Consider the following 14265-nt stretch of genomic DNA (forward strand, 5'->3'; position numbering starts at 1 on the left):
GAAGCCTGCCTTTTTTGGGACCAGCTCCGCCAATAGCGACTTTAATGCAACAGTTTGATCGATTGATTGCTTGCCACGGGTAAAGGGAAAAGTTAGAGAGTGCGCTGCTCCAAATAACGCTAAAAAGGGGATTATTGGAATGCGCAAACTCGTCATAGGATTGGCGATGGCTTCAACGGCGCTCGCAGCGCCTGCTACAGCTCGTGATGGGCAGTGGTACATCCAAGGCGATGGTGGAGCCATGCTCGTCGAAGATATCGAATTCGACGTAAATGGAACTTCAGATGCGGTAGGTACCGATTATAATTCCGGTTATGACTTTGGTGCTGCTGTAGGTTACGACTTCGGAGCCTTTCGCTTAGAAGCTGAAGCGAGTTATCGGGCCGCTAATCTAGACAGCCTCTCAACCTCAGCTGGAACTGTTATTTCGGCCAACGGCTCCGGTCTCTCGAGAAATCTTCCGGCTGCGGGCGAGATGAACGCTCTCAGCTTTATGTTAAATGGTTTGCTCGATTTTGGCGATGACGACGGCTTGCAAGCTTTCGTCGGCGGCGGCGTAGGAGTTGCCCGTGTCGATCTCGATGGAACGATCGACTCAACTGCACCTGACGCATTTAATGACTCCGACACTGGGCTCGCTTGGCAAGCTCTTGCTGGGATCCGGGCGCCGCTCAACGATAGTTGGGACATCGGCTTGAAGTATCGGTACTTCAATGCTGTTGGTGTGGATATTGTTGACACGCTCGGCTCGCAATACGAGACTGATGTAAGCACGCACTCGATCCTCGGTTCGATCACTTACAACTTCGGTGGCGACGTGGCACCACCACCACCACCACCACCACCGCCTGCACCGCCGGCACCGCCACCACCACCGCCACCTGCACCGCCAGCACCTGCTGCGGCTCCATGTAACACTGGCCCATACATCGTGTTCTTCGATTGGGATGAATCAGTGATTACACCTGAGGCAGCGACAATCTTGGATAGCGCGGTCACCGCCTATGCAGATTGTGGTTCGGCGAATGTTATGCTTGCAGGCCACACTGACCGTTCTGGCAGCGTGACATACAACATGGCTCTGGCTGAGCGTCGTAACGCTTCGGTTCGTGGCTACCTTGCTGGTCGCGGTGTTCCTGAAGGTCGCATCACTGGTGAAGCCTTCGGCGAATCGCAGCCTCGCGTACCAACCGCAGACGGTGTTCGCGAACTGCAAAACCGCCGCGTAGAAGTGACTTACGGCCCAGGTTCGGGCATGTAATCGCGACTAACGTCGATAAATTGAGAAGAGGGGTCGGCACAGTCCGGCCCCTTTTTTTGCCAAAATTTCCAGTCTGGAACCTGATATGCCTCGCCTCATCCCTACCGCCTTGCTCTTCTCTTGCCTTGCGCTGAGTGCATGTGGCTCTGGTCCAGAGAGCTCAAGCACCACCCCAGATACTAAAGAGGCGCAACCGGACCAAGTTGCTGCCGCAACACTCCTCAATGCTAGCGGTGTCGAAATCGGCTCAGTCCAGCTGATCAAACAGCCCGACACCCTCTCCGTTGGAGTTATAATCGAGGGTCTTGAGCCTGGAGAGCGAGCTTTTCACCTCCACACAGCGGGCGTCTGCGATGGCCCCGATTTCAAGACAGCAGGCGGGCACCTCAATCCATTCGAGAAAAGTCATGGCTCTCAAAGTGAGGGCGGAGCACATCTTGGTGACCTCCCTAACCTAGTCATCGAAGACCGATCACCCTTCGAAACTTCGTTTGAGCTATCCGGAACCGCGGACGAATTGCTTCCGCTCATCTTCGACGAGGACGGCACGGCAGTCATGATTCATGCCGGCCCAGACGATTATGTCAGCGACCCTGCGGGTGCAGCTGGACCACGCATTGCTTGTGGCGTTCTCGCAAAGCAATAGAGGCCGAACAGTCTAACCGCCCGGCTTCGGCTCCCCCGCAGCCTGCGCGCGCTCAAGCACCGTCGCATTCGCTCGCGGCACGAGACGAATAGCTGTGATCAGCAAGAGCAGACCAACCGGCGTAATCCATAAAGTAGACAGCACTCCTACGCTCAATCCCGCGTCGTCTTGCGCTGAAACATAGCCAGCGGTGTACGGACCAAGCGCTAATCCCACCAGAGTTGTGGCCAAAAAGAATGTGGCCGTAGCGGTTCCCCGCATCCTTGGAAGGACCAGTGCTTGGCTGCTGGCCGCTGCAGCGCCAAGTGCCGATGCCGCCAAAGCGCTGGTGATCACGTTCAGAATGAGAAACAGTGTGAAGCTGTCGGTTGTATACTGCACGAGTGCGAAGGGGATTGGGCTGACAAGCCCAAACAAAATCACCCAGATCCGGCCAGATGAGAAACGCGTGAACAACGCATCCGCCATTCTACCGCCTAGGATCACTCCCAAAAATCCGCCGGCTGCGCCTCCCCCGCCAAGCCAGAAGCCAAGCTCAGCCTTAGAAACCTCAAACGTCCTTTCGGCGTATGGCGCCCCCCAATAAGAGGCGGCGTAGGCCATGAATGCCACGGTTCCGTACCCGAGGATCGTGCATAGAAAGGCCGGAGACCCCCAAGTCAGAGCAAATGTGGGATAGTCGCGCTCTCGAAGAGCGCTCGCCCAGCAAAAGACTGCATAATACCCGATCGCGAGCAACAACCACTGATCCGTAATCGGCGCAAAGATGAACCCAGGGCCCGAGCCTAGAATGTTTGTCAGGCCCAAAGCGACCGCAAGAGCGCCAATGAAGACCGCGATATTGATCGCCAGAGCTTTCCCGCCCCGGGCTGCAGCACCGAAAAAGGTAAAGCCTGGGATGACAGTGTAGAGCTCTCGCACGAAACCTTTGAAGGGATGCGGATCCTCGGCCGTCTCAAGACCATCAATTGCTCCGCGAACTGGCTCCCGCAGGGTCACGACCCAAATTGCCAAAAGCAGGCCTGGCACCCCGACCGCAATAAAGGCGGCCTGCCAGCCAGCTAGACCCAGCACTGGATCGCCTTGCGGAAACGCTGCGTTCCAGCGGTCCACAACCAGCCCGCCAATCGCGAGCGAAATTCCCCCGCCGATATAAATGCCCGAACTGTATATCGCGAGTGCGGTTGCCCTCAGTCTCGCCGGAAACCAATCCGAAATGAGCGAGTATGCTGAGGGGCTTGCAGTCGCCTCGCCAACACCAACGCCAATTCTTGCGATCGTCAACGTTGCAGCATCTCGCGCAAAACCTGACACAGCCGTCATTGCCGACCAGAGGGCAAGGCCAATGGTCATAAGCCGCACGCGCTTCCAACTATCGGCTAATTTCCCAAGTGGGATGCCGAAGAGCGCGTAGAAGATCGCGAACGCAGTACCGTACAAAAAACCGAGATAGGCATCATCAACGCCTAGGTCCGCCTTGATGTCATTGGCCAAGATCGACAAGATTTGCCGGTCAATAAAGTTGAGCACATAGACCACCACCAAGACGCTCAATGCGTACCAGGAATAGGCGGGTACAGGCTGGTCAGTATCGACCGCTGGCTGGCTTTCGGTGTCGCTCAAGTCAGTTCCCCAGTTGGAGCAGGCATTTCTTATGCTGCGTATTGCGTGTTGTCGGTTAGATTCGCCTCGGCAAAACCCTTGCGCCTGAGCTAAGCATGAGTCGCACTCACCACACGCCGCTCCATCGGGAGCAGGGTCATAGCAAGACCAGCTCCAGGCAGGGTCGAGACCCAAGCGAGCGCATTCACTCGCAATATCGGCTTTCGTCATATGCTGAAGAGGCGTGTGGATCTCGAATGGAAACCCTTCCACTCCGGCCTTTGTCCCAAGGCGAGCAGTCTCAGCAAAGCTGGCAATGAATTCGGGACGGCAGTCTGGATAGCCAGAATAATCCAGCGCATTAACCCCGATAAAAACATCCTTGGCACCCGCGGCTTCAGCAAATGCGATTGTCAGTGCGAGAAACACCAGATTGCGAGCAGGCACATAGGTGACGGGAATATCATTCGCGACACCCGTTTTGGGCACGTCGATATCTGCAGTCAGTGCCGATCCACCAAATGAGCGCAGATCGAGTGACATTTGCACCTGTCGCTCAAGACCCAATTTCTCGGCGATATCTTTGGCTGATTGCAATTCCCGGCGATGGCGCTGGCCATAGTCGATCGTGAGCGCTTGAACGGCAAACCCGCGCTCCTTCGCAATTCCAGCTGATACCATTGAGTCGAGCCCGCCCGATAACAGGACCACGGCGGTGGGCTTCTTTTGCTCTTGTTCGAAACTCATCGTCACTGGATTAGCGCGCTTACAATATTAAGCAATCCACCGTAGCCAATTCCTACGCAATCAGCATGTGCCTGTGCGGCGGGCCTCTGCGGTCACCTGAAAAGGCAAGCCGCCAACAATCCCCTGGCTTTCCAATTGTACCAAAGATGAAGTTTCGCGGCGAATGTTTGTCCGTCCATAGCCATCGCCCGGGCAGGTGTATTGGACCGACACTTCAGACGCTCCATCCTCCACGACGAACCGGCTGCAATTGTTCTGTGTATGGCGCAGCTGGATGAGCTCTCGCCCGCTGCGCACGCAAATCTTGCGCGATGGAGAGCCGTCTCGCGGCTTCACGGTCCATTCGCCCTTTGTGAGCCCAGATAGCATCGCAAGCCCATCGGACTGTGCAGCTAGAGGCACGGCTCCAACGACAGCAAACAGCCCCAAGGCCATCAGCTTTCGCTTACCAATCGGTGCGCTACGTTTTTTCATCAGCATACCTCGCCACATATTTGCTGCACGGAGTTGTACGTATTGGACAACCCACGATGAGCCGTTCCTGAATAGCGATGAACTGTTAAATTGCCAAGACATATTGCTGAGCGCAAAACTGGCAATCGACCACAATTCGTCCTTCATCATCACGCATTGCATCCTGCTCATCAGCTGGGAAGCGAGCGATGACGCTATGATAATAATCCGCACTGCAGCGGCAACCGCGCTTCAGTCCCTTGCCAGGCTGAACCCGAATCTGATCCTCTTCGTGGAACAAACGCCACACGATGCTTTCCATAGAAAGCTTAGGATCGAGCAGTTCTTCATGACTGATCGTGCTTACCAGCGCGACGATGTGTTCCCAATCCGGATGGTCGAGGCGAACATGCAAACGCTCACGCCCCTCTTCGCCATCGGCAAGGTGCTGGATCAGCACACCGGCCGCGTGATGGCCGTCGGCACTGGATCGGCTGGCGACCCTGATGAGTGTGGGCACTTGCTCTGACTGAACGAAGTAATTCTCGCACGCCTCAGACAGATTGTCCCCTTCCAGCGGGACGATGCCCTGATACCGCTTGCCCGCACCTGTTTCGAAGGTGATCGCAAGGTACCCCTCCCCAAACAAAGCGGCGAGCGCTGGATTAGCGCCAAGGCCCTCAACCTGAGCGCCATCAAACTCAGCATAGCCGCGCATTGTCCCGCCGCGATAATCGCACACGAGCAGTTGCACCGGGCCCGCCTTCGTCTGCGCCTGCATAGTCAGTTGGCCATCTTCGCCCTTGAGCAAGCCGCCCATCAACGCGCCCAGCACCAGCGCTTCGCCAAGCAGGTGCTGAATGGGCGCAGGGTAATCATGCACCGCCAGAACATCGTTCAGCACCGCATCAAGGCGAACCACGCGGCCACGGGCACTGCGCGAAGGCAGAGTGAAGCCAAGCAGTTTATCAGCGAAAGTCTCGGGCTCTTGCGCCGTGGGAGATTGGGCCTGTGTCATAGCGAGCTATATGGTGGCTCTAACGCGGGAGGTAAGCCCCAATCGCGGGGCAAACCTCACGCAAGCAGGCCAAAGCTCCACAGCAGAACCGATTTTTGCGCATGAATGCGGTTTTCCGCCTCGTCAAAGACGACCGATTGCGGCCCTTCAAACACCTCTTCGCTTACTTCTTCGCCGACGTGCGCAGGCAGGCAATGCAGGAACAATGCGTCAGGTTTGGCCTCAGCCATAAGCGATGCGTTGACCTGAAAGGGCGCCATCGCGCGGCGCTTCTCATCCGCATCCGCTTGTCCCATCGAGATCCAAGTATCGGTTACAAGCACGTCAGCGCCGCGAGCCGCAACTGAGGCGTCATGGGTCAGAGTGACCTCTGCCCCGGCAGCCCGCGCCATTTCGACAAATTCACTATCAGGCTCGTAGCCAGCTGGCGTCGCCACCCGAACATTGAATTTCATCAGGCTCGCCGCTTCCAAGATGGAATGCAGCACATTGTTGCCATCGCCGAACCAGGCGACCTCCAATCCCGGCAGAGGCTTGCCATGTTCAATCACTGTGAGCAGGTCGGCCACGATCTGGCACGGGTGCGAGCGATCGGTTAGACCGTTGATCACTGGCACGGTCGCGTGGCGCGCCATTTCCTCAATCTTCGCATGATCATCGGTCCGCAGCATGATTGCATCGACCATTCGGCTGAGGACGCGGGCGGTATCCGCAATGGTCTCGCCGCGCCCCAATTGGCTCGAAGCGCTGTCCAGGATCAGCACAGAGCCGCCCAACTGCCGCATAGCAATGTCAAAGCTCACGCGGGTCCGCGTGGAGTTCTTCTCAAACACCAAAGCCAGGACTTTGCCCGCCAGCGGAGCGTAGGCATCAGCCTGCCCCTTGCCCCAGCCTTTACGCGCTGCTTTGCGATCAATCGCATCGCCGACCATTGCGGCAATTGCATTGGCCCCAGCGTCGCTGAGATCGAGGAAATGTTGATGCGTCATCAGGCAGGCTCTGGAATTTTGTAGCTCGCCGCGCTAGGCAGAAAGCTTGTCGAAGAACTCATCAATCTCAGCGTCGCCAATCACAAGCGGCGGAAGCACACGCAAAGTGTTGTCGCCCGCCGCAACGGTCAGCAAATCGTGATTTTCGCGCAGGTGCACAAAGAACGGACGGCTTTCGACCTTCATCTTAATGCCCAGCATCAGGCCCATGCCGCGCACCAGTTCAAACAGTTCTGGGTAATTGCCGATGAATTGCTCGAGCCGGGTGCGAATGCGCTCACCCTTCTCGCGAACCGAGCTCAAAAACTCCTCATTCGCCACAGCCTCCATAACGGCGCAGCCCGCCGCCATCGCCAGCGGATTGCCGCCATAGGTTGAGCCATGCGTACCAAAGGTCATGCCCCGCGCAGCCTTTTCGGTTGCTAGACAGGCGCCGAATGGGAAGCCGCCGCCAATGCCCTTTGCTGTCGCGACAATATCGGGCGTGATGCCATATTGCTCATAAGCGTAGAGCGTGCCGGTGCGCGCGACCCCGCATTGCACCTCATCCAGAACAAGCATCAGGTCATGCTCATCGGCTAGGTCTCTCAGCCCTTGCATGAACTCCTGCGAAGCGGGGCGAATGCCGCCCTCCCCTTGGATCGGCTCGACCAGGAAGCCCGCTGTGTTCGGACCCATCAAAGCCTTGGCCGATTCCAAATCATCAAACTCAGCATATTTGAAACCATCGAGCATCGGCGAGAAGCCGTGGTGCATCTTGGTCTGGTTCGACGCGCTGATGGTCGCCATCGTGCGGCCATGAAAGGCGTTGGAAAATGTGATCAGCTCATGCTTGCTAGCATCACCGGCATCGCCTGCGTTCTGGTGATAAGCACGCGCGGTTTTGATTGCGGTCTCCACTGCTTCCGCGCCTGAATTGGTGAAGAACACCGTGTCGGCAAAGGTGTTGTCGACCAGCATTTGCGCCAGCTTTTCGCCCTGCGGGCTGCCATAGAGGTTGGAGACATGCATCAATGTCGCGGCTTGCTCTTGGATCGCCTTGATCAGCCCCTCGTGTGAGTGGCCCAGCAAGTTCACCGCGATGCCGCTGGCAAAATCGAGGTAGCGTGTGCCATCCTCGTCAATCAGGTGGCAGTGCTCGCCTCGGACCGGACGGACACCGCAGCGAGGGTAGACAGGCATAAGCGGTGTGATCGGCATGATTTGATCCTTAAAAACTGAGTGAAGTCGAAAATTGAATTCAGGAATGGAAAAGGCGACCCTAAACAGAGCCGCCATTTCCCGAATTGATAAGGCCGCTCATGTTTCCGGTCAAACGGCCCTGATATGTGCTGGGGAGATTTATCCCTGCGCAGGCACCAAGTTGACAGCAGAATGCTTGCCTCGTCGGTCGACTTCAATGTCGAACTCGTAGCGTTCGCCTTCGTTGATGCCTTGCAGCCCAGAACGCTCAACCGCGCTGATATGCACGAATGCATCCGGCTGACCATCGTCGCGCACCAGGAAACCAAAGCCCTTCATGGAGTTGAAGAACTTGACGGTTCCAGTGGCTTTTTCGCCGGTCAGCTCACGCTGAGGCGCTGCTTCTTTTTCTCAACCGCGATCACATCGCCGACCACTTGGAGATCCTGGGCGGAGATTTTGCCGCCGCGATCAACCAGGTTGAACTCAAGCTCTTGACCTTCAGCTAGACCTTCCAGTCCAGCACGCTCAACTGCGCTGATGTGAATGAACACATCTTCGCCGCCGCCTTCTTGAGCGACAAAGCCGAAGCCCTTCTGGCTGTTGAAGAATTTCACAGTACCTTTGCCGGTGCCTACGACTTGAGCGGGCATGCGGTTGAAACCGCCGCCTCCACCACCGCCGCCGCCAGGGCCACCACGACCGCCACCGCCGCCGCTGCGATCACCGCCGCTGAAACGGTCACCACCGCCTCCGCCGCCGTAACGATCGCCGCCGCCGCCACCTGGGCCGCCACGTCCACCGCCGCCGCCATAGCGATCACCACCGCCACCGCTTCGGTCATTTCCGTAATTGCCTGGAGGCGGGAATCCGTCGCCGCCGCCGCCAAAAGGATCGTAGCTGTCCTCGCCGAATCCGTCGCGCTTGTCCCGGCCGCGCCGACGTCCTCTATCGTAACCCATAACTCAAAACGTACCTTACAAGACTGCCCATCCTCCTATGCATCAGAGCGGGGACAGCAAGCCGCAACTGACACAGGCAGAACGCCGAAATTGTTCGGAGTCCCACCTCGTAGAATCGGTGCATAGCGCACAAACCATTGCTTTGCGAATGATTTAACCGATCCCCGCTGTTATCACTGAGAATTGTGACACTTTCGAACAAGTCCAATACTTGCTTCGCATCAAAGTGTTGGCCATGAAATGCACGCGCACGCAGATATTGTGAGCATTTCAGCAGGCTTTCGCAGCATAAAGGCGATTAAAACCATGAGCGATTTTCGCGAACTCTCACCCGCCATTTTTGCCAGCCCGCAAATCACATTGGATGATGTCGCTGCGGCCAAGGAAGCGGGCGTCACCTTGATCATCAACAACCGGCCAGATGGCGAAGAGCCTGATGCGCCTCAGGGTGATGCGATCGAAGCGGCGGCCAAGGAAGCGGGCCTGGATTATTGCGCGATCCCAATCGGGCATTCCGGGTTCAGCCAGCCGCAGATTGACGAGATGGTTGGCGCGATGGCCCAGGCTGAGGGCAAGGTGCTCGCCTATTGCCGCTCTGGCACGCGCTCCACGTTCCTATGGGCGCTCGCCCAAGCAAAATCGGGCCACACTCCCGCTGGCATCGTCCATGCGGCGGCCAAGGCTGGCTATGACGTCAGCCCGGTGCGCCCCATGCTCGATATGCTCTCTGGCCAAGCAGGCGAGTAAACCTGCGCGCTTAATTACTTGCGGTAATCGAGCGGCGGCTCACGGTCGCCCAGCAGCGATTTGTAGGTGTAATCCGGCCCGCGTGCGGCATCGAATTCGGCCTTCGCCGCGCTGCGCAGCCCCGGATTGGTGTAAAGCTCCGCCGCCATCAGAGCCATCGCTTTAGCCGCGACCTGAGCCCCTTTGTGGCCAATCGAATGGCCGCTGGCGGCAACCGCTTGCCAAGTGTGCGCGCTGGTGCCGGGCACCCAAGTGGCCGTGCGCACGCCCACTGTTGGCGTCGCCCACGAAACATCGCCGACATCGGTTGAACCATAGCCAAGGCTCTTATTGTATTCGCCAATTTCGCTCGCACTGCTGAGCGGTTTGGCCGCATCGCCGAGCGATTTTTGCACTTCTTCGGCCCATGCGCGCTCTTCAGCGGTGTATTCAACGCCGCCAACCATCCGCAATTTCGCATCCATCATCTTGGCGAGGGTCTCATTGACCAGCAGCGGATTGTTCCCGTGGATCACTTCCCACTCGACATCAGTTCCTGTGCCGAGTGCAGCGCCCTTGGCCGCATTCTCCAGTCGCTCCCAAATCTCATCCACGCCGTCAGGATCGGGATGTCGGACATAATAAAACACCTCAGCAAAGTCCGGCACCACATTGGGCGCATTGCCGCCGCTGGTGATGACGTAATGCATGCGCGCATCTTGCGGCATATGCTCATGCAGCATGTTCGCCATCATGTTCATCGCCTCTGCCCCATCAAGCGCGGACCGGCCCCGCTCTGGCGCGCCAGCCGCATGCGCAGAGATGCCCTTGAAGCGAAACTTGGCTGAGCGATTGGCGAGGCTCGTCTGGGCCGCTGCGCTGTTTTCATCGTCCGCGTGCCAGTGGATCGCAATGTCGACATCATCGAACAATCCGGCCCGCGTCATGTAAACCTTGCCAGAACCGCCCTCTTCCGCGGGCGTGCCATAGAAACGGATGCGGCCCGGCGTGCCGGTCGCCTCGAGCCATTGCTTAACCGCAATTGCGGCCGTGAGTGAGGCAGCCCCGAACAGATTGTGTCCGCAGGCGTGCCCAGCATGTTTACCGTCGACCATATCGCGCGTTGCCAGCGCAGACTGGTTGATCCCGGGTAGAGCGTCCATCTCGGCAAGGATCGCGATAATCGGGCCGCCCTCGCCCCATTCAGCAACGAAGGCAGTCGGAATCTCGGCGATACCCGCCTTGATCTCAAACCCCTCGCCCGCAAGCTCCGATTGCAATAGCCCGCTCGACTGCGTTTCAAGATAGCCAACCTCCGCGAGATCCCACAATTGCTGCGCCACTCTGGCGGTGCGCTCTTGCTGAGCCTCAACATTTGCGGCTGGGTCTTGAGCCTGAGCGCTGAGCGGCGCCGCGCTTAGCAGCAAACCAGCCAAAACAGTGCGAGCAACGAACTTCATGAGCAATCTCCCTTGCGCTCTGCTTGCCGCAAAGCTGCGGCCGTGCCAATCCTTTGCGGATGGAAATTGATCCGCTTCTTCTGCAATTTGGTGGTTCGCTGGTGGCCATCGTGCTGCTGGCGTGGCTCGCCTCTGCTTTGAAGCTGGGCGGTAAGCCTAAATTGGCGAACCACAGCGAGGCCGCGCGCGCAGCTGGCGAGGTGGCGGACGGTTTCGCGCCTATTGAAAGTGCGATCGCGCGTGATGGGGCCGGGGCGCTCCTGAAGGACGCAAACGGCCAAATCATGCTGCTCAAGCCGCATGGCGTGCATTTTGCTGGACGCATACTTGGCGAAGAAGCCAGCGCCACCGCTTCAAACACTATGCTCATCGTCGATACCGGCGAGGCGCGCTTCGGCTCGGTTCGGTTGGCACTCGATGATGCGGACATTTGGGTAGCGGCCATCAATCAGCTAGGCAGAAACTAGCATGATCGACTTGCCCGACTTCTCTGTCACTGAACTGGCTGTGCCGCTGTTTATCGCGGCAATTCTCGCCGAAATGGCTTGGGCAAAACTGCGCAAGCAAAGCGCCTATGAACCCAAGGACACACTCGTCAGCCTTGGTTTCGGGCTCGGCTCCACGGTTGCAGGTGCGCTGCTTGGCGGTTTCTTCCTCGCAATCTTTATCGCCGCTTATGAATACCGCTTGTTCGACATCAGCGAGAATTGGTGGGGGCCGCTTTGGGCATGGCCGGTCGTCTTTGTGCTCGATGATCTCAAATATTACTGGGTCCACCGCGCGGGGCACCGCATCCGCTGGTTCTGGGCTGCACATGTCAACCACCACTCCAGCCAGCATTACAACCTCTCGACCGCGCTGCGGCAAAGCTGGACCGGATCCTTCACGCTCGGCTTTGTGTTCGCTCTACCATTGGTGCTGATTGGCTTTCACCCAGGAATGATCGCCGTGTGCGGCGGCATCAATCTGGTCTACCAATTCTGGATCCACACCGAGGCGATTGGCAAAATGCCGCGCTGGTTCGAAGCGGTGATGAACACACCCAGCCATCACCGCGTCCATCACGCCACCAATCCGCGCTATCTTGATCGCAATTATGCGGGCGTTTTCATCATCTGGGACAGGATGTTTGGCACATTTGAGGCAGAGCAAGACGATGAACCCATCCGCTATGGCATCATCAAACAGCTCGGCAGCTTCAACCTGCTGTGGGCGGTGTTCCATGAATGGATCGGCATGCTGAGCGATATCGTCGGCGCGCCGTGGCGGCATAAGCTGTCTTACCTGCTGCGCGAACCTGGCTGGACCCATGATGGCAGCCGCGAAACCTCCGATATGATCCGCGAACGCTGGCGCGAGCGCACTGGCCAGTCGCCACTAAATCCGGTGGCGGATCGAAACTCGATTGAAAGCCCGCACGAAGCTGCTTAAGCCTGTCCCCTTCCAAGAGGAGAGATCATGGAAAGCTTCGATTACATCGTCATCGGCGGTGGCAGCGGCGGCAGCGCAGCGGCGGGACGGCTCGCCGTCGATGGAACCAAGCGCGTGTGCTTAATCGAGGCAGGTGGGCGCAATGACAACGTCCTTATTAAGACCCCCGGCTTCATGCCCTTCATCCGCAATTCGTCGAATTACAAGTTCGACACGGTGCCGCAAAAGGGGCTGAATGGCCGGATCGGCTATCAACCGCGCGGCAAAGGCCTTGGCGGTTCTTCGGCGATCAACGCGATGGTCTATATTCGCGGCAACGCCTGGGACTATGACAATTGGGCGGCGATGGGCTGCACCGGCTGGGCCTATGAGGACGTCCTGCCCTATTTCAAAAAGGCAGAGGCGAATGAGCGCGGCGCGGATGATTATCACGGCGCGGGCGGACCGCTGTTTGTCTCCGACCTGATCTCACCCAATCCGACCAGCCATGCGTTCGTCGAGGCCGCTGGCGAGATGCAACTGCGCCGCAATGATGATTTCAATGACGAGACCCAAGAGGGCTTCGGCCTCTACCAAGTAACGCAGCGCAATGGCGAGCGTTGGTCCGCGGCCCGCGCCTATGTCGAGCCCATTCGCGAGCAAGGCAATTTCGCGATCCGCACGGGAACCGTCGTTGAGAAGCTGGTGATTGAGCAAGGCCGGGTGACCGGCGTTCGGGTCAAGCGCGGTCGTCGCAGTGAAATGCTCTATGCGAAGCGCGGTGTAATCCTGTCCGCCGGGGCATTTAACAGTCCGCAAATCCTGATGCTGTCAGGCGTCGGCCCAGGCGCGCATTTGCAAGAGCGCGGGATACCCTTGGCGCTTGACCGGCCAGAGGTTGGCGCCAATCTGCAAGACCATTTGGACTATGTCTCCGGCTGGGAGACCGAAAGCGATGTGCCAATTGGCGGGACGCTGAAAGGGACATTGCGGATGGCCGCCGCCATGCTCGAGCATCGCCGCAGCCGGACCGGCGCAATGACCACTTGCTATGCCGAAGCAGGCGGGTTCTGGACGGTCATGCCTGATAGCCCCGCGCCCGACGTGCAATGGCATTTTGTGCCCGCCGTTCTGGAAGATCACGGCCGCGAAAAGATCAAAGAGCACGGCTTTTCTCTGCACGCCTGCGTCCTGCGCCCAGAAAGCCGGGGGACGGTGCGGCTGGCATCGCGGCGCGCCACAGATGCGCCAGTGATCGACCCGAACTTCCTGGATGATGAGCGCGATCTCGCGGTCCTAAGAGCTGGCGTGCGCCTCTCTCATCGGATTGTGGATGCGCCCGCATTGCAAGAATATGGCCCCACGGATCGGCATCCGATCAACCTCGACAATGACGATGAGCTCGACAATCTCATAAGAGAACGCGCCGACACAGTCTATCACCCGGTCGGCACCTGCCGGATGGGCAGCGACAAGGACAGCGTGGTTGACCCAACGCTCAAGGTACGCGGGCTCGAGGGACTATGGATCGCGGATGCCAGCGTGATGCCCAAAATCGTCAGCGGCAACACCAATGCGCCGAGTATTATGATCGGCGAACGCTGCGCTGACTTTGTGAAGGCTGCGACCGCCTGAGCGACGCAAGGCAAGCAAGGCCACTCGCAAACTAGAACCGCAAGCTAAGACAAAAAAGAGGCCGGAGCGCACTGGACGCCCCGGCCTATCAAAAGTTGTTTGTTCGCAGGAGGAACAAAGGTTAGCGGAGGGAGTGGGAGAGGAGAGTACTCCCCCGCTAAACTGGGTTGCGCG

At 58.1% G+C, this 14265-nt stretch carries 11 protein-coding genes and 3 pseudogenes; 6 read left to right on the top strand and 8 right to left on the bottom strand.

Annotated features, from left to right (window positions below):
- Positions 1-139 precede the first annotated feature (139 nt).
- Both AC0V6U_RS13160 and AC0V6U_RS13165 read left to right on the top strand, forming a co-directional pair.
- On the top strand, positions 140-1261 hold the full coding sequence (locus AC0V6U_RS13160; protein WP_472643603.1) for an OmpA family protein: 1122 nt from the start codon (positions 140-142) through the stop codon (positions 1259-1261).
- A gap of 85 nt (positions 1262-1346) precedes the next feature.
- Positions 1347-1907 (top strand): superoxide dismutase family protein, encoded by a 561-nt coding sequence (locus tag AC0V6U_RS13165; RefSeq protein WP_472643604.1) that lies wholly within the window; start codon positions 1347-1349, stop codon positions 1905-1907.
- Between the two features lie 12 nt (positions 1908-1919).
- Here the strand turns inward: AC0V6U_RS13165 and AC0V6U_RS13170 are convergent, their stop codons facing one another.
- The 7 genes and pseudogenes from AC0V6U_RS13170 to AC0V6U_RS13200 form a co-directional block, all read right to left on the bottom strand.
- A complete protein-coding gene (locus AC0V6U_RS13170; protein WP_472643605.1) occupies positions 1920-3530 on the bottom strand; it encodes an MFS transporter in 1611 nt (536 codons plus the stop codon).
- A gap of 29 nt (positions 3531-3559) precedes the next feature.
- Positions 3560-4256, bottom strand: a pseudogene (gene queC / locus AC0V6U_RS13175) (7-cyano-7-deazaguanine synthase QueC).
- Between the two features lie 60 nt (positions 4257-4316).
- On the bottom strand, positions 4317-4730 hold the full coding sequence (locus tag AC0V6U_RS13180) for a hypothetical protein (protein ID WP_472643606.1): 414 nt from the start codon (positions 4728-4730) through the stop codon (positions 4317-4319).
- An 85-nt stretch (positions 4731-4815) separates the two neighbouring features.
- Positions 4816-5727 (bottom strand): Hsp33 family molecular chaperone HslO, encoded by a 912-nt coding sequence (gene hslO, locus AC0V6U_RS13185; RefSeq protein ID WP_472643607.1) that lies wholly within the window; start codon positions 5725-5727, stop codon positions 4816-4818.
- Between the two features lie 56 nt (positions 5728-5783).
- Positions 5784-6716, bottom strand: coding sequence for an ornithine carbamoyltransferase (gene argF / locus AC0V6U_RS13190; RefSeq protein ID WP_472643608.1), 933 nt, complete (start codon positions 6714-6716; stop codon positions 5784-5786).
- Positions 6716-7916: pseudogene (locus AC0V6U_RS13195) on the bottom strand (acetylornithine transaminase). Before AC0V6U_RS13195 ends, argF begins: the two are co-directional and overlap by 1 nt.
- Before the next feature lie 141 nt (positions 7917-8057).
- A pseudogene (locus AC0V6U_RS13200) lies at positions 8058-8860 on the bottom strand (cold-shock protein).
- 306 nt (positions 8861-9166) lie between these two features.
- Between AC0V6U_RS13200 and AC0V6U_RS13205 the strand changes: the two are divergent.
- Positions 9167-9607, top strand: coding sequence for a protein tyrosine phosphatase family protein (locus AC0V6U_RS13205; RefSeq protein ID WP_472643609.1), 441 nt, complete (start codon positions 9167-9169; stop codon positions 9605-9607).
- Between the two features lie 14 nt (positions 9608-9621).
- On the opposite strand, the gene AC0V6U_RS13210 is transcribed toward AC0V6U_RS13205, so the two are convergent.
- On the bottom strand, positions 9622-11046 hold the full coding sequence (locus AC0V6U_RS13210) for an amidohydrolase (RefSeq protein WP_472643610.1): 1425 nt from the start codon (positions 11044-11046) through the stop codon (positions 9622-9624).
- 59 nt (positions 11047-11105) lie between these two features.
- On the opposite strand from AC0V6U_RS13210, the gene AC0V6U_RS13215 reads away from it, so the two are divergent.
- From AC0V6U_RS13215 to AC0V6U_RS13225, 3 genes are read left to right on the top strand one after another with little or no spacing between them, the layout of a single operon-like run.
- The gene (locus AC0V6U_RS13215; protein WP_472643611.1) at positions 11106-11513 is read left to right on the top strand and encodes a hypothetical protein; all 408 of its coding nucleotides are present in this window, start codon (positions 11106-11108) and stop codon (positions 11511-11513) included.
- A 10-nt stretch (positions 11514-11523) separates the two neighbouring features.
- A complete protein-coding gene (locus tag AC0V6U_RS13220) occupies positions 11524-12477 on the top strand; it encodes a sterol desaturase family protein (protein WP_472645768.1) in 954 nt (317 codons plus the stop codon).
- A gap of 27 nt (positions 12478-12504) precedes the next feature.
- Positions 12505-14091 carry a GMC family oxidoreductase gene (locus AC0V6U_RS13225; protein WP_472643612.1) on the top strand — a complete coding sequence of 529 codons (1587 nt, stop codon included), beginning with the start codon at positions 12505-12507 and terminating at the stop codon, positions 14089-14091.
- The last annotated feature ends 174 nt before the right edge of the window (positions 14092-14265 follow it).

The organism is Erythrobacter sp. W36, assembly GCF_057364935.1.

Excerpts from the sequence above, each read along its gene's own strand:
- AC0V6U_RS13165 (WP_472643604.1), top strand. The coding sequence starts at position 1,347 with ATGCCTCGCCTCATCCCTACCGCCTTGCTCTTCTCTTGCCTTGCGCTG.
- AC0V6U_RS13180 (WP_472643606.1), bottom strand. The coding sequence starts at position 4,730 with ATGAAAAAACGTAGCGCACCGATTGGTAAGCGAAAGCTGATGGCCTTG.
- hslO (WP_472643607.1), bottom strand. The coding sequence starts at position 5,727 with ATGACACAGGCCCAATCTCCCACGGCGCAAGAGCCCGAGACTTTCGCT.
- AC0V6U_RS13160 (WP_472643603.1), top strand. The coding sequence starts at position 140 with ATGCGCAAACTCGTCATAGGATTGGCGATGGCTTCAACGGCGCTCGCA.
- AC0V6U_RS13205 (WP_472643609.1), top strand. The coding sequence starts at position 9,167 with ATGAGCGATTTTCGCGAACTCTCACCCGCCATTTTTGCCAGCCCGCAA.
- AC0V6U_RS13210 (WP_472643610.1), bottom strand. The coding sequence starts at position 11,046 with ATGAAGTTCGTTGCTCGCACTGTTTTGGCTGGTTTGCTGCTAAGCGCG.
- AC0V6U_RS13225 (WP_472643612.1), top strand. The coding sequence starts at position 12,505 with ATGGAAAGCTTCGATTACATCGTCATCGGCGGTGGCAGCGGCGGCAGC.
- argF (WP_472643608.1), bottom strand. The coding sequence starts at position 6,716 with ATGACGCATCAACATTTCCTCGATCTCAGCGACGCTGGGGCCAATGCA.
- AC0V6U_RS13215 (WP_472643611.1), top strand. The coding sequence starts at position 11,106 with ATGGAAATTGATCCGCTTCTTCTGCAATTTGGTGGTTCGCTGGTGGCC.